The sequence below is a fragment of the Comamonas halotolerans genome, from assembly GCF_030162935.1.
Taxonomy (GTDB): Bacteria; Pseudomonadota; Gammaproteobacteria; order Burkholderiales; family Burkholderiaceae_C; genus Comamonas; species Comamonas halotolerans.
The window spans coordinates 463,660-484,882 of sequence record NZ_JASAUZ010000012.1 but is presented as its reverse complement, the minus strand read 5'-3'; the positions used below and the strand labels follow the sequence as shown (position 1 = coordinate 484,882).

General features: G+C 56.9%; 19 protein-coding genes. 9 read left to right on the top strand and 10 right to left on the bottom strand.

Going from position 1 to position 21,223, the window contains the following annotated elements; translation table 11 throughout:
- Positions 1-118 precede the first annotated feature (118 nt).
- The 6 genes from gshB to QEP11_RS09470 form a co-directional block, all read right to left on the bottom strand.
- Positions 119-1,069, bottom strand: a complete 951-nt coding sequence (gshB, locus tag QEP11_RS09495; RefSeq protein ID WP_284336380.1) for a glutathione synthase — start codon at positions 1,067-1,069, stop codon at positions 119-121.
- 40 nt (positions 1,070-1,109) lie between these two features.
- Positions 1,110-2,297 carry a benzoate/H(+) symporter BenE family transporter gene (locus tag QEP11_RS09490; protein ID WP_284336379.1) on the bottom strand — a complete coding sequence of 396 codons (1,188 nt, stop codon included), beginning with the start codon at positions 2,295-2,297 and terminating at the stop codon, positions 1,110-1,112.
- 202 nt (positions 2,298-2,499) lie between these two features.
- Positions 2,500-3,798, bottom strand: a complete 1,299-nt coding sequence (gene gshA, locus QEP11_RS09485; RefSeq protein ID WP_284336378.1) for a glutamate--cysteine ligase — start codon at positions 3,796-3,798, stop codon at positions 2,500-2,502.
- A 95-nt stretch (positions 3,799-3,893) separates the two neighbouring features.
- The gene (locus QEP11_RS09480) at positions 3,894-5,360 is read right to left on the bottom strand and encodes a TrkH family potassium uptake protein (RefSeq protein ID WP_284336377.1); all 1,467 of its coding nucleotides are present in this window, start codon (positions 5,358-5,360) and stop codon (positions 3,894-3,896) included.
- A gap of 15 nt (positions 5,361-5,375) precedes the next feature.
- The gene (trkA, locus tag QEP11_RS09475; RefSeq protein ID WP_284336376.1) at positions 5,376-6,833 is read right to left on the bottom strand and encodes a Trk system potassium transporter TrkA; all 1,458 of its coding nucleotides are present in this window, start codon (positions 6,831-6,833) and stop codon (positions 5,376-5,378) included.
- 72 nt (positions 6,834-6,905) lie between these two features.
- Positions 6,906-8,186, bottom strand: a complete 1,281-nt coding sequence (locus tag QEP11_RS09470; protein WP_284336375.1) for a glutamate-5-semialdehyde dehydrogenase — start codon at positions 8,184-8,186, stop codon at positions 6,906-6,908.
- Between the two features lie 97 nt (positions 8,187-8,283).
- On the opposite strand from QEP11_RS09470, the gene QEP11_RS09465 reads away from it, so the two are divergent.
- Positions 8,284-8,571, top strand: coding sequence for a hypothetical protein (locus QEP11_RS09465; protein ID WP_284336374.1), 288 nt, complete (start codon positions 8,284-8,286; stop codon positions 8,569-8,571).
- Positions 8,572-8,648: 77 nt separating this feature from the next.
- Here QEP11_RS09465 and mnmA read toward each other — a convergent pair whose 3' ends face one another.
- Both mnmA and QEP11_RS09455 read right to left on the bottom strand, forming a co-directional pair.
- On the bottom strand, positions 8,649-9,770 hold the full coding sequence (mnmA, locus tag QEP11_RS09460) for a tRNA 2-thiouridine(34) synthase MnmA (protein ID WP_284336373.1): 1,122 nt from the start codon (positions 9,768-9,770) through the stop codon (positions 8,649-8,651).
- Positions 9,771-9,817: 47 nt separating this feature from the next.
- A complete protein-coding gene (locus QEP11_RS09455) occupies positions 9,818-11,068 on the bottom strand; it encodes a mechanosensitive ion channel family protein (RefSeq protein ID WP_284336407.1) in 1,251 nt (416 codons plus the stop codon).
- A gap of 236 nt (positions 11,069-11,304) precedes the next feature.
- Here QEP11_RS09455 and leuS point away from each other — a divergent pair, with 236 nt between their 5' ends.
- Genes leuS through holA form a run of 3 tightly spaced genes read left to right on the top strand, consistent with a single transcriptional unit; the run spans position 11,305 to position 15,616 of the window.
- A complete protein-coding gene (gene leuS / locus QEP11_RS09450; RefSeq protein ID WP_284336406.1) occupies positions 11,305-14,013 on the top strand; it encodes a leucine--tRNA ligase in 2,709 nt (902 codons plus the stop codon).
- A 22-nt stretch (positions 14,014-14,035) separates the two neighbouring features.
- Positions 14,036-14,548 (top strand): LPS-assembly lipoprotein LptE, encoded by a 513-nt coding sequence (locus QEP11_RS09445; protein ID WP_284336372.1) that lies wholly within the window; start codon positions 14,036-14,038, stop codon positions 14,546-14,548.
- A 3-nt stretch (positions 14,549-14,551) separates the two neighbouring features.
- Positions 14,552-15,616: a DNA polymerase III subunit delta gene (holA, locus tag QEP11_RS09440; protein ID WP_284336371.1), complete on the top strand. Its 1,065-nt coding sequence runs from the start codon at positions 14,552-14,554 to the stop codon at positions 15,614-15,616.
- Positions 15,617-15,708: 92 nt separating this feature from the next.
- Here the strand turns inward: holA and QEP11_RS09435 are convergent, their stop codons facing one another.
- Entirely contained in the window at positions 15,709-16,629 is a 921-nt protein-coding gene (locus QEP11_RS09435; RefSeq protein WP_284336370.1) for a phosphoribosylaminoimidazolesuccinocarboxamide synthase, read from the bottom strand.
- Positions 16,630-17,021: 392 nt separating this feature from the next.
- Here QEP11_RS09435 and hpf point away from each other — a divergent pair, with 392 nt between their 5' ends.
- The 3 genes from hpf to hprK all read left to right on the top strand — a co-directional run bounded on the left by hpf (position 17,022) and on the right by hprK (position 18,994).
- The gene (hpf, locus tag QEP11_RS09430; protein WP_284336369.1) at positions 17,022-17,369 is read left to right on the top strand and encodes a ribosome hibernation-promoting factor, HPF/YfiA family; all 348 of its coding nucleotides are present in this window, start codon (positions 17,022-17,024) and stop codon (positions 17,367-17,369) included.
- 129 nt (positions 17,370-17,498) lie between these two features.
- On the top strand, positions 17,499-17,969 hold the full coding sequence (gene ptsN, locus QEP11_RS09425; protein ID WP_284336368.1) for a PTS IIA-like nitrogen regulatory protein PtsN: 471 nt from the start codon (positions 17,499-17,501) through the stop codon (positions 17,967-17,969).
- Between the two features lie 53 nt (positions 17,970-18,022).
- Complete coding sequence (gene hprK, locus QEP11_RS09420) at positions 18,023-18,994, top strand: HPr(Ser) kinase/phosphatase (RefSeq protein ID WP_284336367.1); 972 nt, start codon at positions 18,023-18,025, stop codon at positions 18,992-18,994.
- 85 nt (positions 18,995-19,079) lie between these two features.
- Here hprK and fur read toward each other — a convergent pair whose 3' ends face one another.
- Entirely contained in the window at positions 19,080-19,508 is a 429-nt protein-coding gene (gene fur, locus QEP11_RS09415) for a ferric iron uptake transcriptional regulator (RefSeq protein ID WP_284336366.1), read from the bottom strand.
- Between the two features lie 151 nt (positions 19,509-19,659).
- On the opposite strand from fur, the gene QEP11_RS09410 reads away from it, so the two are divergent.
- Both QEP11_RS09410 and dapB read left to right on the top strand, forming a co-directional pair.
- Complete coding sequence (locus tag QEP11_RS09410; RefSeq protein ID WP_284336365.1) at positions 19,660-20,205, top strand: outer membrane protein assembly factor BamE; 546 nt, start codon at positions 19,660-19,662, stop codon at positions 20,203-20,205.
- 88 nt (positions 20,206-20,293) lie between these two features.
- The gene (gene dapB, locus QEP11_RS09405) at positions 20,294-21,115 is read left to right on the top strand and encodes a 4-hydroxy-tetrahydrodipicolinate reductase (RefSeq protein WP_284336364.1); all 822 of its coding nucleotides are present in this window, start codon (positions 20,294-20,296) and stop codon (positions 21,113-21,115) included.
- Positions 21,116-21,223: the final 108 nt, after the last annotated feature.

The following is a 21,223-nucleotide window of genomic DNA, read 5'->3' as shown; positions in this document are numbered from 1 at the left end:
CGCTGAGCAACGTTGTCTGTTCAGCGAAGCCGCAATTGTATACCTATTTTTGTAGCAGTTCCGGGAAATCCCTTGGATTTCCTGCAACCGCCTCACGGCGGTGGCTTTGAATGCTTGCTCAACCTTGCTGCACCGCTTGCTCCAGCGCATCCAGAAACAAGGCTGGAACATCGCAACCCGTTTGTTGCTGGATCTCCTGAAAGCAGGTGGGGCTGGTGACATTGATCTCGGTGACCTTGTCGCCAATGACATCCAAACCTACCAGCAACAGGCCACGCTGGATCAAGACAGGCCCCAGCTTTTCTGCGATCACTCGATCACTGTCACTCAAAGGCTGCGCCACCCCCTTGCCACCTGCTGCCAAATTGCCACGCACTTCACTGCCTTGTGGGATACGGGCCAGGCAAAAAGGCACGGGTTTGCCGCCAATGATGAGGATCCGTTTGTCCCCTTGTGCAATTTCAGGCAGGAACTTCTGCACCATAACGCTGGTGGTGCCCTGCTGATTCAGGGTTTCAATGATAGAGCCAAGATTCATACCATCCGCTCCAACGCGGAAGATGCCCATGCCCCCCATTCCATCCAAGGGTTTAAGAATGATGTCCTGGTGTTGTGCGTGAAAGGCGCGGATGTCTTGTGGATTGCGGGTGATCAGCGTGGGGCCCAGCACCTCCGGAAATTCCATGACAGCCATTTTTTCCGGATGATCTCGCAAAGCTTCCGGGCTGTTGAAGACCTTGGCACCTTCTCGCACAGCTTGGCTAAGCATATGCGTGGCGTAGAAGAACTCGCTGTCGAATGGTGGATCCTTGCGCATCAACACCGCATCGAAACTGGCGAGTGATTGAGACTCTACTGCAAGCTCTTGGAACCATGCTTGCGAATCGCCTGTCAGCTCAATCTTGCGCACCCGGGCCAGCACTTTGCCCCCAGCCTGCCAGCTCATGTCTTTGGGCTCTGTGGCAAAGATGCTATGACCGCGTCGCTGCGCTTCACGCATCATGGCGAAGGTGGTGTCCTTTTTGGTATTGAAAGATTCCAGAGGGTCGGCAACGAAAAGAAATTGCATGGCAATCAGGGGCAAGCCCGTTGAATAGAAGACAGGATGTTCAGCGCTGTGTTGTACGCCAAGGTTTGTACTGTTGCACAAACAAGGCCAAACTGCCGGCAACCACGCCCCAGAAGGCCGAGCCCACTCCGGCAATCACCACGCCGCTGAGCGTGACCAAGAAAGTGACGAGCGCGGGCTCTCTGCTGCTCTCTTGCTGCATAGCCACCAGCAAGCCACCACCGATGGAGCCAAGCAATGCCAGCCCGGCGATGGCAACGACCAATTCTTTAGGGAATGCGGCAAGCAAGCCTGCAACCACGGCACCAAAAATACCCAGCAGTACATAGAAAAGACCACACCATACTGCAGCGGTGTAACGCTTGTCTTTGTCAGGGTGCGCTTCCGGCCCCATGCAGATGGCGGCAGTGATGGCTGCAAAGTTGATGCCAAACGCACCAAATGGTGCCAGCACCAAGGTTGTGATACCGGTCATGCCAACCAGTCGGGAGACAGGCAGTGCATAGCCCGCAGCGCGAATCACCGCTACACCCGGCAAATTCTGTGACGCCATGGTGACCACAAACAGCGGCAGCGCCAGACTGATACAAGCTTGCCATGTAAAAACTGGGGCCGTCCATTGCGGCACGGCCAGCGACCATTGCACCTGACCCCACTGCATCTGCCCCTGGAGAGCCGCCGTCGCAATGCCAGCCAGCAAGGTGAACATGACGGCATACCGTGGCAAAAGGCGGCGCGAGAGCAAATAGGCCAGCAGCATGACCAACACCAACGGCAGAGCCGTCTGCGCCGACTCAAACACCTGCAGGCCAAAGCGCGCCAACACACCCGCCAGCAACGCCGCAGCAATAGAGGCAGGCATACGGTCCATGAGCCGCTCAAACCAACCGCTCACCCCAAAGAGAATGATCAATGCCGCGCTGACCATGAACGCGCCCACTGCTTCGCCCATACCGAAGCCACCGCCAAGCCCCGCCGCAGCCAGAACTGCAGCCCCTGGCGTGGACCAGGCCACCATCACAGGCTTGCGCAAGATGAGCGAAGGTAGTGCGCAGCACAGCCCAATCCCCCAGCCCAGCGCCCACATCCATGAGCTGATTTGCGAGGGCGTTGCACCAAACGCTTGCGCCGCCTGAAAGACCAAGGCCACCGAACTGGTGACACCCACCAACACGGCAACAAAGCCCGCACTCAGTGCAGACAGGCTGAAGTCTTTGAAAAATGACATAGCTGCCCATTGTGCGCAGTCGGGCGGGTACACGCCACAACTACTTGCAACCATAACCACCGCGACATAAAAAAAGCGCGTGCTGCACACGCGCTCTATAAAGTGAGAGAAGCCATGGCCGGAGATCGGGGCGTTCAAACTGGTCAACCCGCGATGCCTGCTCCCTGTGATGCAGAACCACCTGTTGAAGGAAGCCCTCCCCTTAGTCGTAGACCTCAGCTTCAGGGTTTGTTGCTTCCAGCTCGTAGCTGGCAGCCAGCATGGCCAGCCGCGCAATCACACCGTACATATAAAAGCGATTCGGCGCGCTCGCCCCAGGGTTCATGCCTGGTTGAGGCATGTGGGTACTGTGGGCAAAAGCCAAAGGCACATAACTTGAGCCAGGTGCATTCAGATTCTCGTCAATTCCACGCTCGGGGTGCATGCGATAGAAACCACCCACCACATAGCGATCCAGCGTGTAAACCACAGGCTCAGCCACAGCATCGTTCATACGCTCCGAAGTTTGGACACCTTCCTGAATGATGAAATCCTGCACAGGTAGGCCATCCTTGATGATGCCCATCTTGTTGCGTGCTTTTTTCGTCAGTTCATCCAGCTCCTTGGCATCGCGCACGGTCATCACACCCATGCCGTATGTACCGTTGTCGGCTTTGACGATGGCAAACGGCTTTTCCTTGATGCCGTATTCCTTATATTTGCGGCGCACCTTGGTCAGCAATTGATCGACTTGCGACGCAAGGTTGTCCATGTTCGCACTTTCATTGCTGAAGTCGAGCTGCTCCACCTTTGCAAACAGCGGATTGATCAACCAATGGTCAATACCCAGTAACTTGCCAAAACGCTTGGCGACCTCTTCATAGCTTTGGAAGTGGCGACTTTTGCGGCGCACGCTCCAGCCTGCGTGCAATGGGGGCAGCAGGTATTGTTCATACAGCTCTTCCAAAATGCCCGGCGCTCCGGCCGACAAATCGTTGTTGAGCAAGATGGTGCAAGGATCAAAGTGCTTCAGACCCAGACGGCGCTTGGTGCGCAGCACCGGCTCCAGCAACACGCTCTCCCCATTGGGCAGCTTCAGCTCCGTAGGTTTCTTGATGTCTGGACTGATCGAGCCCAAACGCGTATTCAAACCAGCCATCTTGAAGATGCGCTGCAACTGCGCCAAGTTGCTCAGGTACGAAGGGTTGCGGTTGTGGTTCTCAGGAATGATCAGGAGGTTGCGCGCCTCAGGGCAGATCTTCTCGATAGCAGCCATGGTGGCTTGCACCGCCAAAGGCAGCATTTGGTCGGTCAGATTGTTCCAGTTACCGGGAAACAAATTGGTGTCCACTGGCGCCAGCTTAAAGCCTGAATTGCGGATATCTACCGAGCTGTAGAACGGTGGCGTGTGCTCCATCCACTCCAAGCGAAACCAGCGCTCAATCGCCGGCATGGAGTCAATGATGCGCTGTTCTAGCTCGTTGATAGGGCCGGTTAAGGCAGTAATGAGATGTGGAACCATGAATGTCCTCAAACGACGGTGGTTGTGTAATTGTAGGGAGTCGCCATGAAATTAAGTACTTACCCTTATGCCTCGAATCATACGCATGTGCTCACTCACCTTCTCCAGAATGCCGGTGTCAGCAGTGCCAGAAAGCTCAAAATCTCAAGTCGACCAAGCAGCATGCCCAGGGTACAAACCCAGATTTGAAAGTCCGTCAACGCTGCATATGTGGAAGCCGGACCCACTGTGCCAAGCCCCGGCCCGACGCAGTGCACACTTGCTACCACAGCAGAAAAAGCGGTGAGAGGATCAAGATCCGTCAGCAGCATCACCATGCTCAAAAGCACAATCGTGCCGCCATACACAAGCATAAAGGCCAAAACCGCAAAAATCATACGGTTATCCACAACCCGTCCGCCAAGTACAACAGGTTGTACCGCACGCGGGTGTACCAGCCGTGTCAGTTCACGCCGCGCCTGACTGAACAAAATCAGCATACGCATCATCTTGATGCCACCGCCTGTTGAGCCCGCACTGGTGGCCATGCCCGACAGAATCAGCATGAACACCGGTGCAAAAACCGGCCATGTCAGATAGTCTGTGGTGACAAAGCCGGTAGTGGTGGCAACTGATACGGCATTGAACATTCCGTAGCGCAGCGCATCCAGCGGGGCGTAAATGCCCTTGGCCCAGAGCAGCAATGCCACCAGTGAACCTCCGGCCAACAGCACGCCAACTGTGGCGCGCATTTCCGGATCATGCCAAAAGCCGCGCCAGTTGCCTTTGCGCATGGCCACAAAATACAAGGCGAAATTGCAGCTGGCAGCCACCATGAAGACAAAGGCAATCGCTTCCAGAAGCGGCGATTGAAAGTATGCAAAACTGCTGTCGTGCGAGGATAGGCCACCCAGACTCACGGTGGTGAACATGTGCATCAAGGCATCCAGTGGCGTCATGCCCCCCAGCCAAAATGCAGCAAAACAACTCACAGAAAAAACTGCATAGACGCCCCACAAGCCCTTGGCCGTCCCGGTAATACGCGGCGTGAGCTTGGTATCTTTGACAGGCCCTGCAGCCTCGGCACGAAACAATTGACTCCCCCCCACACCCAGCAAGGGCATGATGGCGACCGCCAAGATCAGAATCCCCATACCGCCTATCCACTGCAGGAATGTGCGCCAAATATTGAGTGAGACAGGCAAGGTGTCCAGATTGTTCAATACCGATGAGCCGGCGGTCGTCAAGCCGGACACAGCTTCAAAATAAGCATAGGTGAATGACAAGTCCTGCCCCATCTGGTTGTAGATCAACATCATGGGCAAGGCTGCACTCAACGGCAGGCACACCCAGACCAGCGTCACCAAAATCACGCCGTGGCGGGGTTGCAGTTCTTGCTTGTGGTGCCGCATCAAAAACCATATCAGCACGCCAACCACAACAGTAGCGGCCATGGATGCTGGCCAGGCTTGCCACACTCCATCCTGCAAAAACCAAGAAGCTGCCAAGGGCACATTCATGCTGAGTGCAAAAAACACCAGCAATACCCCAAGCACACGAAGTACAGGAAACAGATCGCGCATGCGCTACTCCGACCTTTAGAAAAAGGTTGCGCTCACTCGGAACAAGCTCTCCACCTCTTGAACCAGGCGCTTGTTGGGCAAGAAGAACACCACATGGTCATTGCTTTCAATGACGGTGTGGCTGCGCGGAATGATGACTTCCGGCTCTACACCATCGGCCTGGACGCTGATGTCTTCAGTATCCGGCAGGCCACGAATGATCAAACCAATCAGCACTTCTGGAGGTAATTTGAGATCGCCCACTTTACGTCCAACCACCTTGGAGCTTTTGCGATCCCCACGCGCCACAATCTCCAGCGCCTCGGCGACACCTCGGCGCAAACTGTGTACAGCCTGTACATCGCCCTTGCGGACATGTGCCAGAAACTCTCCCAGCATGGCCTGGGCTGGAGACAGAGCAATGTCAATCTGTGTGCCATGCATCAAATCCGCATAGCTGCGCCGGTTGATCAATGCCAGCACCCGGCTGGCGCCCATGCGCTTGGCCAGCAAACTGGCCATGATGTTGTTCTCGTCGTCTTCCGTCAGAGCCAGAAACAAATCGGTCTCATCAACGTTCTCGTCGAAAAAAAGGTCTTCATCGGTTGGATTGCCTTGCAGCACCAGCACTTCACTGGGCAACAAAGAGGCCAGCACCTCGCAACGCTTCGGATCACTCTCAATAATCTTGATGATGAACCGTCCTGGCTCCGCCGCCAGCTCTTGCGCCAACTGCAAACTCACCTGATCACCACCCGCAATCAAGATACGACGCACAGCACGCGACTTTTGCGCGCCAGGGCGATGAAAAGCCTCCAGCACCTCCTGCAGATGCTCGCTGGCCGCCAGCACAAAGACCTCATCCCCTGGCTCTATGCGGGTAGCACCATCACAGCGAACAAAGCGGTCAGGCTCGTCGGCAAAGCGACGGTAAATCGCCACAATGCGCAGACCCAGGTCGGGGTTGTGCATACGCAAATCCCCAATACGCATGCCCACTGCCGGAGCTCCCAGTCGCGCACGCACCGACGAGAGGCATGCTCGCCCACCCGCGAATTCACGCACCTGCAGCGAATCCGGGTACTCGATCAGCTTGCGGATATAGCGGGTAAGCGAGGCTTCAGGACAGATGATGTCGTCCACCGCAAATCCTTCTGGCCCCATCAATGGCTGGTTCACATCAAAGCCCGAGGAGCGCACACGCGCAACCCGCCTGGGAATGCCAAAGACCATATGACCAATCTTGCAGCACACCAGATTTGTCTCGTCCTGGGCTGCACATGCAATCAGCAGGTCGGTATCTGCGGCTCCCGCCTCTGCCAATACGTTCACATCAATACCGCTGCCCACCACGCCGCGCAGGTCAAAGCGGTCTTGCAGCTCGGCCAGACGCGCGGCATCGGTATCAATGACCGTGATGTCGTTGCGCTCAGACACCAGGCTTTCTGCCACGCTGTAGCCTACCCTGCCTGCGCCCAAAATAATGATCTTCATGCACTGTCCTTGGTCTTGTCGCGCATGTAAAAAGAGAAGCAGCCTCAACTGCCTCCTTTGCCGTCTCAGACTTTAGCTGCGCACATCGCCCTCGCCCAATACCACGTATTTGAGCGAAGTCAGCCCCTCAATGCCTACCGGCCCACGCGCATGGAACTTGTCGGTGCTGATGCCGATTTCGGCTCCCAGACCGTACTCAAAACCATCCGCGAAACGGGTGCTGGCATTGACCATCACACTGGACGAATCCACCTCGCGCAAGAACTTTTGTGCATGCACATGGTCGCGTGTCAAAATGGCTTCAGTGTGACCGCTGGAATAGCGGTTGATGTGGGCAATCGCCGCATCCACACCGTCCACCACCTTCACACTGATGATGGGAGCCAGGTATTCCTCGCTCCAATCCGATTCGGTTGCAGCCACCAGTTGCAGGCCCTCCACCGCCTCCAAAATGGATAGCGCCTCAGGGCAACCGCGCATTTCAACCCCCTTGGCCGCAAAAACAGCACCAATCTGGGGCAGAAATTCCTGCGCCACAGCACGCGCCACCAGCAAGCTTTCGGTGGCATTGCATGGGCTGTACTTATTGGTCTTGGCGTTGTCCGTCACCTTCACCGCCAACGCGATGTCGCAAGGAGCATCCACATAAGTGTGGCAGTTGCCATCCAGATGCTTGATGACGGGTACCTTAGCTTCGCGGCTGATGCGCTCAATCAGGCTCTTGCCACCGCGAGGAATGATGACATCCACGTAAGCGGGCATGGCAATCAGCTGCCCCACCGCCTCGCGGTCTGTGGTCTGCACCAGCTGCACGCCATGCTCTGGCAAGCCCGCTTCTTCCATGGCCTGCGCCACCAGCTTGGCCAGGGCCTTGTTCGACTCAATAGCTTCCGAGCCGCCACGCAAGATACAGGCATTGCCGCTCTTGATACTCAGACTAGCCGCTTCAATGGTGACATTGGGGCGGCTCTCAAAAATCATGCCAAACACGCCGATGGGCACCCGCATCTGGCCCACGCGAATGCCACTGGGCTGCTGCTTCATGCCCGAGATTTCGCCGATCACATCTGGCATGTGCGCCAGTTGCTCACAGCCCTGGGCACAGGTTTCCAGAACCTTGGGCGTCAGGCGCAGGCGATCCACCATGGGCGCAGCCAACCCGTTGGCAACGGCACGCTCCAGATCTTTGGCGTTATCCACCTGCAGCGCCTCTACGCTGCTGCGCAGCAGGCGGGCCAAGGCTAGCAAGGCCTTGCTTTTGGTAGCAGCATTTGCCCGTGCCATCTGGGCTGCAGCCACTTTTGCTTGCAAACCCAAGGTTTGCATGTATTCGGCAATGTTCAGCGCGTTCATCCCGCCATTCTCGCCGAGAAGTTCGTACTGCTGTGCAGACAAGGTGGTGTGGCTACATCTACACTGCCAGCATACGCCCCCGCACACTGAAAACACCATGAATACACAGACCGACGCACTGGTTCAACTCCAGGCATTTCAAGATGCATTACAGCGCCTGGAGGACGGCAGCATCAACGCCAGCGCCCTTGGTGACCTGGCTCGTGCTTCGCAGGCGTTGTTGACCGCCCTGCCCGAACGCTATGGCCAAGTGCTGCTGCAATTGCTGGATCGTCTGGAGTCAGGTGCCTTGTTCACCGAAGAAAGCTGCTCCTTCAGTCAAACCGACCTGTTGGTGCACCTGCGCGGTTGGTTGGACAAAGCGCGCGCGCAGCTGCAAAGCTAAATACACGTCACTGCTGTCACAGCCGCAGCTAAGCATAAAAAAGGCAGCCAATGGCTGCCTTTTTTATGCTTCCAAGCTCAATCCGTGGGATCCACCGTAGCAATAATGCCGCCCCCCAGACACACTTCGCCGTCGTACAGCACGGCAGATTGCCCTGGCGTAACAGCCCACTGCGCCTCAGGAAAATCAAGGCGGAAATGGCTGTTGCTGGCCTCGCTACCGATGATGGCGGGCGAGTCCGGCTGGCGGTAGCGGGTTTTGGAGCCATAGGTGCCTGCTACGGGCGGCTGCCCTGCCACCCAACTGGCACTGTCCGCATCCAGCCGGTGCGACAGCAGCATCGGGTGGTCATGCCCTTGCACCACACGCAGAATGTTCTTGTCCATTTCCTTGGCAGCCACAAACCAGGGCGCGTGGTCACCTGCACCACGCGCTGCACCCTTTTCCTTGACACCTCCAATGCCCAGGCCAGAGCGCTGCCCCAAGGTGTAGAAGCTCAGCCCCACATGCCTACCCAGGCGGCGGTTGCGGTCATCCAGAATCCAGCCGGGTTCCTTGCTGATGTAGCGGTTCAAAAACTCGCGGAACGGGCGCTCGCCGATAAAACAGATGCCGGTCGAATCCTTTTTCTTGGCATTGGGCAGGCCAATTTCCTCGGCAATGCGACGCACTTCCGTCTTGCACAGCTCTCCCACCGGGAACATGGCCTTGGACAGCTGCGCCTGGTTCAGGCGATGCAGGAAATAACTCTGGTCCTTGCTGCTATCCACGCCCTTGAGCAGTTCGAACAAGCCTGTTTGCGCATTCTGACGCACACGCGCATAGTGGCCCGTGGCAATTTTTTCTGCCCCCAGGCGCATGGCATGGTCCAAAAAGGCCTTGAACTTGATCTCGGCATTGCACAGAACATCAGGATTGGGCGTTCGTCCAGCCTGGTACTCGCGCAGGAACTCCGCAAACACGCGGTCCTTGTAGTCCGAGGCAAAGTTCACATGCTCGATCTCGATGTCGATGACATCTGCCACGCTGGCCGCATCCAGAAAGTCCTGCCGGCTCGAGCAGAACTCGCTGTCGTCGTCATCTTCCCAATTCTTCATGAAGATGCCGACCACATCATGCCCTTGCTGCTTGAGCAAATAGGCTGTCACCGCTGAATCTACGCCGCCGGACAGGCCAACGACCACTCTGTGCTTAGTCATAGCTGAAATTATCTATGTGTGACCGTGCCGCAGTGCGCGCACGGGTTTCAGGGCGCATCACCCTCGTTGTGCAGCGCCTGCACAATCTGGCGATTGCTGTAGTCCGAGGAACGTTGGTAAAGGGACAGACCAAACAATGGCAGCACACCAATCAGATGGTCGAAGATTTCACCCTGAATGGCCTCGTACTCCACCCACACTGTGGTACTGGTGTAGCAATACAGCTGCAGGGGAATACCGGTGGGCGATGGCTCCAGCGTACGCGCCAGCAAGAACATGCCGGGCCCTTTGGCAATGCGAGGATGGGCCAGCAAATACGCATAGGCATACGCTTTGAAAGCCGCCAGATTGGTCACCATCTCAGGAGCAATCGCCTGAGTAGGCATGGCGCTTTCTGCAGACTCAGGCTGTGCCAGCAAGCCGTCACGATCGCTCCAATACCCTTGTAGCAATGCGATGCTGTTCAGGTTGGCACGCTCCTCGGGCTGCAGCAGGTGCACCGTGGCAGCATCAATGGACATGGAACGCAAGATGCGACGACCACCCGCATCGAACATCCCGCGCCAGTTCTTGAAGCTTTCGCTCATCAGCTTCCAGGTTGGCACAGTGGTGATGGTCTTGTCCCAGTTCTGCACCTTGACGGTGTTCAGCGCAATATCCACCACGAAGCCATCGGCTCCCACCTGGGGCATTTCAATCCAGTCTCCCACGCGCATCATGTCGTTGGAGGATATCTGCACACCCGCCACAAACGACAAAATGGTGTCCTTGAAGACCAGCATCAACACCGCCGACATGGCGCCCAGCCCCGACAGCAACAGCAATGGCGAGCGATCCATGAGCGACGCGGCAATCAGCAAAGCCCCCACGATGTAAGCAATCAGCTTGCCCAGCTGTACATAGCTCTTGATGGAGTTGGTCTGCGTGGCCTTGGGGCCATCATGGCGGTCGTGGGCTTCATTGATCTCGCTAAGCAGCGTTGCCACCACACGTACCACGTGGTAAATGGTCAGCGCCGTGGCAATATTGGCAATTCCCTTGGAAGCATTCACCGGCAGATGCTCCACCCAGTGAATCCCCATTTGCACCACCAGTGAAGGGACCACCTTGGCAATGCGCACCAGCACATGGTCATGCAACAGAATCTGCGCCCAGCCCATAACCGGCATCGCCCGACGCCACAGACGCACAAAGTGCATCAACACGCCTTGCACGACGAAGCGTAGAACGAAGGCCAATAAAGCCAGCAAAGCCAAACCCGTTGCTGCCTGAGCCCAGGGCTCCAGATTGGCATACATAGAAAAAACGGCAGAAGACACACTCACCGAAGCAAACCCTTAATCGACAGCGCCCTAGCGCTGCTCAAGCAAAAAATGAAATTTCATATACGGAGCGACAGCGTCAAAACCAGCCGTCCGAGTCCAGAGGCGTAGAGGAGTGCGGGGCTGTCATCCTGCAATAACGGCAAGGAACGCCCATGCGCCTAAAATCTACGCGAAGCAGTATTGTGACTGCAGCACCACCAACCAGTTCCATGCAAGACAAATACAACCACATTGAGGTCGAACGCGCCGCGCACGACCACTGGGCCGCCACTGATGCCTACCGCGTCGTAGAAGACAGCAACAACAAGAAGAAGTTCTACGCCTGCTCCATGCTGCCCTACCCCTCGGGCAAGCTGCACATGGGCCACGTGCGCAACTACACCATCAATGACATGCTCACGCGTCAGCTGCGCATGAAGGGCTACAACGTGTTGATGCCCATGGGCTGGGATGCTTTCGGCCTGCCTGCTGAAAATGCGGCCTTGAAAAACAAGGTGCCGCCAGCCAAGTGGACGTACGAAAACATCGCGTACATGAAAAAACAGATGCAGGCGATGGGCTTGGCCATCGACTGGAGCCGCGAAGTTGCCACCTGCGACCCAGAGTACTACAAGTGGAACCAGTGGCTGTTCCTGAAGATGCTCGAAAAAGGCATTGCCTACCGCAAGACCCAGGTAGTGAACTGGGATCCGGTGGACCAGACCGTGCTGGCCAATGAGCAAGTGATTGACGGCCGAGGCTGGCGCACCGGCGCTTTGGTGGAAAAGCGCGAGATCCCTGGCTACTACCTGGCTATCACCAACTACGCGCAAGAGTTGCTGGAACACGTACAAGTGGGCAACGACAAGGCCACACTGACCGGCTGGCCTGACAAGGTGCGTCTGATGCAGGAAAACTGGATCGGCAAGTCTGCAGGCGTGCGCTTTGCGTTTACCCACGACATCAAGGATGCAGCGGGCAACCTGATTCAAGATGGCAAGATGTACGTCTTCACCACGCGTGCCGACACCATCATGGGTGTGACCTTCTGTGCTGTGGCACCCGAGCACCCGCTGGCGCTGCACGCCGCTGCCAGCAACGACAAGTTGGCAGCATTCATCGAAGAATGCAAAAAGGGCGGCACCACGGAAGCCGAGCTGGCCGTCAAGGAAAAAGAGGGCATGCCCACGGGCCTGTTCGTGACCCACCCCATCACCGGCGCACAGGTCGAGGTATGGGTGGGCAACTATGTGCTGATGGGCTATGGCGATGGGGCGGTGATGGGTGTCCCCGCTCATGATGAACGCGACTTTGCCTTTGCCAAGAAATACAGCCTGCCCATCCAGCAAGTGGTGGCCGTGGAAGGCGAAACTTTCAGCACCGACGCATGGCAGGAATGGTATGGCGACAAGCAAAAGTGCGTGTGCATCAACTCTGGCGTGCTCGACGGCCTGAACCAAACTCAGGCAGTGGACAAGGTTGCTGAACTGGTTGCTGCCAAGAACCTGGGTGAGAAGAAAACCACCTGGCGCCTGCGCGACTGGGGCATCAGCCGTCAGCGCTACTGGGGCACACCCATTCCAATCATTCACTGCGAAGATTGCGGCGCACAGCCCGTACCTGAGAAAGATCTGCCGGTGGTGCTGCCGCAGGACTTGGTCCCTGATGGATCGGGTAACCCCCTGGTCAAGAGCGAAGCCTTCCACGCTGGCGTGGTCTGCCCCTGCTGCGGCAAGCCCGCACGCCGCGAGACCGACACCATGGACACCTTTGTCGACAGCTCCTGGTACTTCATGCGCTATTGCGATGCGAAGAACAGCGACAAGATGGTGGCCGACGGTGCAGACTACTGGATGCCCATGGACCAGTACATCGGAGGCATTGAACACGCCATCCTGCACCTGCTGTACGCGCGCTTCTGGACCAAGGTCATGCGCGATCTGGGTCTGGTCAAGATCGATGAGCCCTTCACCCAGCTGCTGACGCAAGGCATGGTGCTGAACCACATCTACAGCCGCCGCACCACCAAGGGTGCCAAGGAATATTTCTGGCCCAAGGACGTGGAGCACGTGCTGGACGAAGGTGGCAAGATCATCGGTGCCAAGCTCAAGGTGGCTGTGGACAGTGCCGACGGTCTGCTGCCTGTGGGCACTGCCATTGACTACGAGGGCGTGGGCACCATGTCCAAGTCCAAAAACAATGGCATTGACCCGCAAGACCTGATCGAAAAGTACGGCGCGGATACCGCACGCCTGTACACCATGTTCACCGCCCCCCCTGAGCTGACGCTCGAGTGGAACGATGCGGGCGTGGAGGGCAGCTATCGCTTCCTGCGCCGCGTGTACAACTTTGGCCAGAAGCTGCTGGGCATCAACTACACGCCAGCCATCATGATGGCCATGGACGTGGGTGACCTGTCTGAAATCGAGTTCGACAAGGAAGCCAAAGCACTGCGCCTGGAAATTCACACTGTGCTCAAACAGGTGGATTACGACTACCAGCGCATGCAGTACAACACCGTGGTCTCTGGTGCGATGAAGATGATCAACGCCCTGGAAGCCTTCAAGGGTGGTGAAACTGCTGCGGGCCAGATTGCCATGATTGAAAGCTTTGGCATCTTGCTGCGTGTGCTCTACCCCGCCACCCCGCACCTGACCCACACGCTATGGAAGGAACTGGGTTACGCCAACAAGCAAGGTGATCTGCTGGACGCCGCATGGCCCACCGTGGATCCCAAGGCTTTGGTGCAAGACGAGCTGGAGCTGGTGCTTCAAGTCAACGGCAAGCTGCGCGGCGCAATCCGCGTGCCAGCCGCCGCTGACAAGGCGCAGATTGAAGCCATCGCCCTGGCCAGCGAAGATGCGCTGAAGTTCACCAACGGCGCCACCCCCAAGAAGGTGGTCGTGGTGCCGGGCCGCCTGGTCAACATCGTCGTCTAACGCCAAACAAAGGATGCACGCCATGCGTAAACGTACGCTGCTCTCCCTGATGGCCCTGGCCCCCGTGGTCAGCGCTTGCGGCTTTCGCCTGCGTGGCGCGCCGTCCTTTCCGTTTTCCACCCTGTATGTCCAGGCTCCGGAAGGCTCACCCTTCACGCGCGCAGTTCTTCGCAACCTGGCCACTGCAGGCGGGAATCTGAAGGTGATACTGCCGCCAGCCAACCCCAACACGGCCGAAGCTGCCCTGCACCTGCTGGGAGAGCGCCGCCAGCGCATCATCTTGTCCAAGACAGTGTCAGGTCAGGTTCGCGAGGTGGAGCTACGCCTGTTTGCCCGCTTCAAGCTGGTCGACAGAGAAGGGCGTGTATGGATAGATGACACGGAGATGCAGCAAAAGCGCGAGATGACCTATAGCGAATCTTTGGCACTGGCCAAGGATGAAGAAGAGGCCACGCTGTACCGAGATATGTACAGCGACATGGCGCAGCAGTTGCTGCGCCGCCTGTCAGCCGCCAAACTCCCGGTCAGCGAATAACGCATGCAACTGGCTCTGAATCAACTGGCCGCACACCTGCAACAAGGTCTGCGGCCTTTGTACACATTGCATGGCGACGAGCCACTGCAACTGCAGGAGGCTGCCGATGCCATCCGCGCCACAGCGCGTGCGGCAGGCCATACCGAGCGTAGCGTGCATACCGTGCAAGGCGCGCACTTTGACTGGAGCAGCGTGCTAGCGGCTGGTGGCTCTTTGAGCCTGTTTGCCGACAAGCAGCTGGTGGAAATCCGCATTCCATCGGGCAAACCCGGCAAGGATGGCAGTGCAGCCATCCAGCAACTGGCCGCACAGGCTGCCCAGGATGAAAACACGCTGACCATTGTCACCCTGCCCCGGCTGGACGCAGCCACCAAAAAAGGCGCATGGTTTGCCGCGCTGGACGCCAATGGCGCAACCGTCCAGATCGACCCTATTGAGCGCGCCGCACTGCCCGGCTGGATTGCACAGCGGCTCGCGCAGCAAAAGCAACGCGTGGCCTCCGGCGAAGAGGGGCAGCGCACGCTGCAATTCTTTGCCGACCGTGTGGAGGGCAACCTGCTGGCGGCGCACCAGGAAATCCAGAAGCTGGGGCTGCTACAGCCAGAAGGCGAACTCAGCTATGAAGTGGTTGAGCAAGCCGTGCTCAACGTGGCACGCTATGACGTTTTCAAGCTGTCAGAGGCTGTGCTCAGCGGAAATCTTGCACGCGCCATGCGCATGATGGACGGCCTGCAGGCCGAAGGTACGGCCGAGGTGCTGGTGCACTGGACATTGTCCGAGGACATCCGCAACCTCAAACGAGCCAAAGATGCGCTGGCCAATGGTCAGCCCTTGCCTATGGTCCTGCGCAGCCTGCGCATCTGGGGCAACAAGGAAAAACTGTTTGAGCGCGTAGTGGCACGCCTGGGCACCAATGCCGCTGTGCGGCTGCTGCACTCCGCCCATGTGGTGGATGGCATCGTCAAAGGGCTGCCTGCCGATGGCTGGCCGCGAGACAGCTGGCAAGCGCTTCGGAAACTGGTCATGGACATGATCTCAGCCTTGCAAGGTGCTCCTGCGCGTCGTTGAATACGACGCTATGGTGCATGTCCATTGGGGGGGGGGCACGTGGAGCCCATAAAAAAGCAGCCATAACGCTGCTCTTTTTATTGTTGCACTGCTTAAGCTGTCAAGCGCTCCAGCGCTTCTCGGTACTTGGCTGCCGTCTTTTCAATCACGTCTTGAGGCAGACGTGGTGCTGGAGCTGTCTTGTCCCAAAGCTTGCCGTTCACCTTGGCTTGCTCCAGCCAGTCACGCACGAACTGCTTGTCGTAGCTGGGCGGATTAACACCCGCTTTCAACGCCTCTTCATACCCTTCCACGGGCCAGTAACGAGAGCTGTCAGGGGTCAGGACCTCGTCCATCAACACCAACTCGCCTTCTTCGGTCAGGCCGAATTCAAACTTGGTGTCAGCAATGATCATCCCCTTGGTCAGCGCAATCTCGGCCGCTTCCTTGTAGATGCGAATAGCAGTGTCGCGGATCTGGGAAGCCAGCGCTTCACCCACCATTTCCACAGTGCGTTCGTAGGTGATGTTTTCGTCGTGGTCGCCCATCTCTGCCTTCGCAGCAGGCGTGTAGATAGGCTCAGGCAGCTTGGCCGAATTCACTAGTCCCGCAGGCAGTTTCACTCCACACACTGCCTGACCTTCTTGGTATTCCTTCCAACCGCTACCGGCCAGATAACCACGAACAACCGCTTCAATCAGCACAGGCTTGAGGCGCTTGACCAGCATAGAGCGGCCCTTCACCTGGGGAATTTCTTCAGCGGTCACAACCGACTCTGGCGACTCACCAGTCAGGTGGTTGGGGCAGATATGGCCCAGTTTGTCGAACCAGAACAGTGCCATCTGCGTCAGCAGCTCTCCCTTGCCAGGAATCGGCTCACCCATGATCACGTCAAAAGCAGACAAACGGTCCGAAGCCACCATCAAAATGCGGTCATCGCCCACGGCGTAATTGTCACGCACCTTGCCGCGAGCCAGTAGCGGCAGCGAGGTGATGTTGGAAGTGTGCAGTGCAGAAGTCGTGGGCTGTGTCATGAGAAGGCAGACAAAATGAATTCGGAACGTGGCAAAGCCATCTACCGAAGGCAGACAGACAGTGCTCCGATGCGGGATTTTAGAGCCGGACTGCCGCATCCATTGCGGACAATTTCGACTGCTTCGATGTCGATGCCGATCATGATGGACTACTGCGAGTATCTATAACGCCTTGCAGCCCTCAGCAAAAACGATTCATTCTGCGCCGTTTTGACGGCGGTGTCTGCCTTCCGCCCATACCCCAGCAAAGCATACCGAAATGCGCTTGCGCGAAATTTCCAAGCCACGCATAGTGGCTCACAAGCGACGAATGCGCATTCTGCCGCCCCCTGCTGCGCAGCCTCGCTGTGCAGCAATTGCTTTGCAAACCTGAAAGCACAGGAGGTTGATTCATGAACCTGACCATCAGCGGTCACCATCTGGAAGTTAGCCCCGCACTGCGTGAGTACGTCATCTCCAAGCTGGAGCGTGTGCTACGTCACTTTGACCAAGTCATCCACGTCAAAGTCCTGCTCTCCAAGCACAATGAAGCGCAAAAAGAGCGTCGTCAGCGGGTGGAATGCAGCATTCACGTCAAAGGCAATGCACTGCACGCTGGTAGCAAGCACCTGAATCTTTATGCAGCGATTGATGATCTGGTTGAAAAACTGGATCGCCAGATCATGAGCCATAAAACCCGTATTCATGGCTGGCGCAACGCCTCCATCAAGCGAGAATTGGGGGCCATAGGACTGCACTGAAGCGCGAACTCTTTTGCTTGTGCGAAGATTTAGGTAAAGTCCTAAGTGACAGGCCGCCAGCTGGCGGCCTTTTTGCTCCACCGCACCTGCCCCACATTTCCGGGTGGAGCGATGCATAATAGTTTTCACATGAACCGTCTTGCCTCCATCCTGTCGCCCGCTCAAGTGCTTGTGAGCGTTGATGCCACCAGCAAAAAACGTGCTTTTGAAGAAGCAGGCTTGCTGTTTGAGGGACTCCATGGCCTCTCTCGCGCGCTAATCACTGATAGCCTGTTTGCGCGCGAGCGTCTGGGCTCCACTGGTCTAGGTCATGGCGTTGCGATTCCCCATGGTCGCATCAAGGGTTTGAAGTCCCCCATGGCAGCAGTCTTTCAACTGGCCCGCCCGATCGGTTTCGACGCACCTGACGAGCAAGCGGTTCAGTTGCTGATTTTTTTGCTGGTCCCCGAAGCGGCTACCCAGCAACACCTGGAAATCCTCTCCGAAATCGCCGAGTTGCTCAGTGATAGCAATCTGCGTGAATCTCTGAAAAGCGCAAGCAACGCCGATGGACTCTACCAGTTGATTGCCGACTGGAAGTCGGCCGCAGCTGCCTCCTAACTCCCAGGCCTTGTCCACGCCACGGCCTGGCAAGGTTTTTACGACGCCCTCCTATGCGCCACAAAGCCATTAACGCCAACCGGCTTTTCGAAGCTTTCCGTGACACTTTACGCTGGGAGTGGCTGGCTGGACTTGGAGCTTCGGAGCGCCGCTTTGATGAGATGGCCGTGCGCTCTGCACGCTCCGGTGCCGATCTTGTTGGCTACCTGAATTACATCCACCCCTATCGCTTGCAGGTACTGGGTGAGCGCGAAATTGCTTACCTGCAAAATGCCACCGCAGAAGACTGCGCCCGACGTGTGGCTCGCATTGTCAAACTAGAGCCACCCGTGTTGGTGCTGGCAGATGGACAGCAAGCACCAGCCGCGCTGCTGTCCATGTGCGAGCAAGCACAAATTCCCATGTTCTCGACTGCAGAGGCTTCAGCCTTTGTCATCGATGTGCTGCGCGCCTACCTATCCAAACACTTTGCAGACCGTACCACCATGCATGGCGTGTTCATGGACATTCTGGGCATGGGAGTCATGATCACCGGCGAATCGGGCCTGGGCAAAAGCGAGCTGGGACTCGAGCTAATCACCCGCGGCAATGGCTTGGTGGCCGACGATGCTGTGGACCTATACCGCATCAACCAGACCACGATCGAGGGCAAATGCCCAGAGTTGTTGCAAAACCTGCTTGAGGTCCGAGGCATTGGACTGCTGGACATTCGCGCCATATTTGGTGAGACCGCAGTGCGCCGCAAGATGCGCCTCAAGCTCATCGTGCATCTGGTTAAAAAAGAAACCATGGAGCGCGAATACGAGCGTCTGCCCCAAGAGCCACTCACCCAGGATGTGCTGGGCATTGCTGTACGCAAAGTGGTGATTCCCGTAACGGCGGGCCGCAATATTGCGGTACTGGTTGAAGCGGCCGTGCGCAACAGCATTTTGCAGCTGCGTGGCATTGATACTTATCAGGAATTTGTAGAGCGCCACCGCAAGGCCATGGAGCGCGACATGGGCAAAGGCTCCTCGGCCCACTGAGCCGGACCTGCGCTATCCGTGGCAAAAAAAAGGCATCCCGTGGGATGCCTTTTTTATGCCGGCCACGAGCGCACGGCTGTATCTCTCAGCGCTTCAAATTCTTGCTGGAGCAGTCAGCGCACTGGCCGTACAAAGACATGGAGTGATCCTGAATACTCCAGCCCATTTGATCCGCAATCATTTGCTGACGTTTTTCAATTTCCGGATCGTAAAACTCTTCCACCTTGCCACAGGATGTGCAAACAAAGTGGTCATGGTGCTGGCCCTCATTCAACTCATAAACGGCTTTGCCACTTTCAAAGTTGCTGCGCAGCAAAATACCCGCTTGTTCAAACTGCGTCAGCACACGGTAGACCGTGGCCAGGCCGATGTCCGAGCGCTCATCCAGCAATACCCGGAACACATCTTCCGCGGTCATGTGGCGTTGCTTGCCACCTTGGAAAATCTCCAAGATTTTCAGACGCGGCAGTGTCGCTTTCAGGCCTGTGCTTTTGAGGTCTTCAATGTTCTTCATGGCGTATTCGGAGAGTGGGTATTTGGTGCAAGCTTACGACAGCTCGCGCCAGACATCAAAAAAGCCTGTTGCCGGACGCATTGAACATGCCCAAATCCGTGCAAAACCTGCCGCTACAATGGGACAGATCATATCCCCTGGCTTATTACCCATGCATGTACAAGCTCGTTGTCGCCTTCGGGTGGCGCTGACTCTGTCTTTCGCCTCACTCCTGGCTGCATGCAGCAGCATTGGCGAAACCACTCGTAACGCCATGAGCGCCATCACACCCTACAAGGTCGAAGTGGTGCAAGGCAACTTTGTTTCCCGCGAACAGGTCCAAGCACTGCAACCCGGCATGAGCCGCCAGCATGTGCGCGAGATTTTGGGCACTCCTTTGGTGACCAGCGTTTTCCACGCCAACCGCTGGGAGTATGTGTTCACCATCAAACGCCAAGGCGTACAAGAGCAAAGCCGCAAGCTGACTGTCTTCTTTGAAGACGACCGCTTTGTTCGTGCAGAGGGCGATGAAATGCCTTCTGAGGCAGAGTTTGTAGCCACATTGGGCAAGCCTACCGGCAAGATCAAAGTGCCTAATCTGCAAGCCTCAGAAGAACAGCTGGCGAAATTCCCAGCTGCAAAAAACAAAACCGAGGAAGCTGAAGAAGAAACACCTGCGCAGCCACAGCGCAGTTACCCTCCACTGGAGGCCTATTAAGCTTTCGCATGCATTGCATGCTGCACAAAGCCGCTCAGCGCCTGTGGGCTGAGCGGCTTTGTGCGTGAAACATATTGACTGGATTGTTATGACACCGACCTCTTCATCCCCTTTGCGCGTGGCCGTTGCAGGTGCTTCAGGCCGCATGGGCCGCATGTTGGTAGAAGCCATTCAAAACAGCAGCGACTGTGCGCTGACAGCTGCTTTGGACTTGCCCGGTAGCCCTGCACTGGGCACTGATGCGGCAGCTTTTCTGGGCCAATCCAGTGGAGCGCTCATCGAGAGTGATTTGAAGAACGCTCTCTCCAAAGCCGATTTCCTGATTGACTTCACCCGCCCCGAAGGCACCCTGGCCCACCTTGCTGTCTGTGCAGAGCTGGGTGTCAAAGTTGTGATTGGCACCACGGGCTTCAACGAAGAGCAGAAGGCACAGATTGCGAGATTTGCGCAAAAAACCGCCATCATGCTGGCTCCCAATATGAGCGTGGGCGTGAATGTGACCCTTAAGCTGCTGGAAATGGCCGCCAAAGCCCTGGACAACGGCTACGATATTGAAATCGTCGAAGCCCACCACAAGCACAAGGTAGATGCGCCTTCTGGCACAGCCATCAAAATGGGTGAAGTGATCGCCCAAGCACAAGGTACCAAGCTGGAAGACCGTGCCGTTTATGAGCGCTTTGGTCACACCGGAGAGCGCAAGGAAAACACCATCGGCTTCGCCACGGTGCGCGGTGGTGACATTGTGGGTGACCACACCGTTTTGTTCGCCGGTACTGGCGAACGCGTTGAGATTTCGCACAAGTCCAGCAGCCGTGCCGGCTATGCAGATGGCAGCTTGCGCGCCGTACGCTTTTTGGCAGGCAAGACCACGGGCCAGTTCGATATGTTTGACGTACTGAATCTGCGCTGATTGAGCATACCACCTGTCTGCAAAAAGCCTGCCGCGTTAATGTGGCAGGCTTTTTTTCTGGCTAAGCGTGGCCGACCGTCCTCGCTAAACAGCGTCTAAAAAAAGCCC

Excerpts from the sequence above, each read along its gene's own strand:
- gshB (WP_284336380.1), bottom strand. The coding sequence starts at position 1,069 with ATGCAATTTCTTTTCGTTGCCGACCCTCTGGAATCTTTCAATACCAAA.
- QEP11_RS09490 (WP_284336379.1), bottom strand. The coding sequence starts at position 2,297 with ATGTCATTTTTCAAAGACTTCAGCCTGTCTGCACTGAGTGCGGGCTTT.
- gshA (WP_284336378.1), bottom strand. The coding sequence starts at position 3,798 with ATGGTTCCACATCTCATTACTGCCTTAACCGGCCCTATCAACGAGCTA.
- QEP11_RS09480 (WP_284336377.1), bottom strand. The coding sequence starts at position 5,360 with ATGCGCGATCTGTTTCCTGTACTTCGTGTGCTTGGGGTATTGCTGGTG.
- trkA (WP_284336376.1), bottom strand. The coding sequence starts at position 6,833 with ATGAAGATCATTATTTTGGGCGCAGGCAGGGTAGGCTACAGCGTGGCA.
- QEP11_RS09470 (WP_284336375.1), bottom strand. The coding sequence starts at position 8,186 with ATGAACGCGCTGAACATTGCCGAATACATGCAAACCTTGGGTTTGCAA.
- QEP11_RS09465 (WP_284336374.1), top strand. The coding sequence starts at position 8,284 with ATGAATACACAGACCGACGCACTGGTTCAACTCCAGGCATTTCAAGAT.
- mnmA (WP_284336373.1), bottom strand. The coding sequence starts at position 9,770 with ATGACTAAGCACAGAGTGGTCGTTGGCCTGTCCGGCGGCGTAGATTCA.
- QEP11_RS09455 (WP_284336407.1), bottom strand. The coding sequence starts at position 11,068 with ATGTATGCCAATCTGGAGCCCTGGGCTCAGGCAGCAACGGGTTTGGCT.
- leuS (WP_284336406.1), top strand. The coding sequence starts at position 11,305 with ATGCAAGACAAATACAACCACATTGAGGTCGAACGCGCCGCGCACGAC.
- QEP11_RS09445 (WP_284336372.1), top strand. The coding sequence starts at position 14,036 with ATGCGTAAACGTACGCTGCTCTCCCTGATGGCCCTGGCCCCCGTGGTC.
- holA (WP_284336371.1), top strand. The coding sequence starts at position 14,552 with ATGCAACTGGCTCTGAATCAACTGGCCGCACACCTGCAACAAGGTCTG.
- QEP11_RS09435 (WP_284336370.1), bottom strand. The coding sequence starts at position 16,629 with ATGACACAGCCCACGACTTCTGCACTGCACACTTCCAACATCACCTCG.
- hpf (WP_284336369.1), top strand. The coding sequence starts at position 17,022 with ATGAACCTGACCATCAGCGGTCACCATCTGGAAGTTAGCCCCGCACTG.
- ptsN (WP_284336368.1), top strand. The coding sequence starts at position 17,499 with ATGAACCGTCTTGCCTCCATCCTGTCGCCCGCTCAAGTGCTTGTGAGC.
- hprK (WP_284336367.1), top strand. The coding sequence starts at position 18,023 with ATGCGCCACAAAGCCATTAACGCCAACCGGCTTTTCGAAGCTTTCCGT.
- fur (WP_284336366.1), bottom strand. The coding sequence starts at position 19,508 with ATGAAGAACATTGAAGACCTCAAAAGCACAGGCCTGAAAGCGACACTG.
- QEP11_RS09410 (WP_284336365.1), top strand. The coding sequence starts at position 19,660 with ATGCATGTACAAGCTCGTTGTCGCCTTCGGGTGGCGCTGACTCTGTCT.
- dapB (WP_284336364.1), top strand. The coding sequence starts at position 20,294 with ATGACACCGACCTCTTCATCCCCTTTGCGCGTGGCCGTTGCAGGTGCT.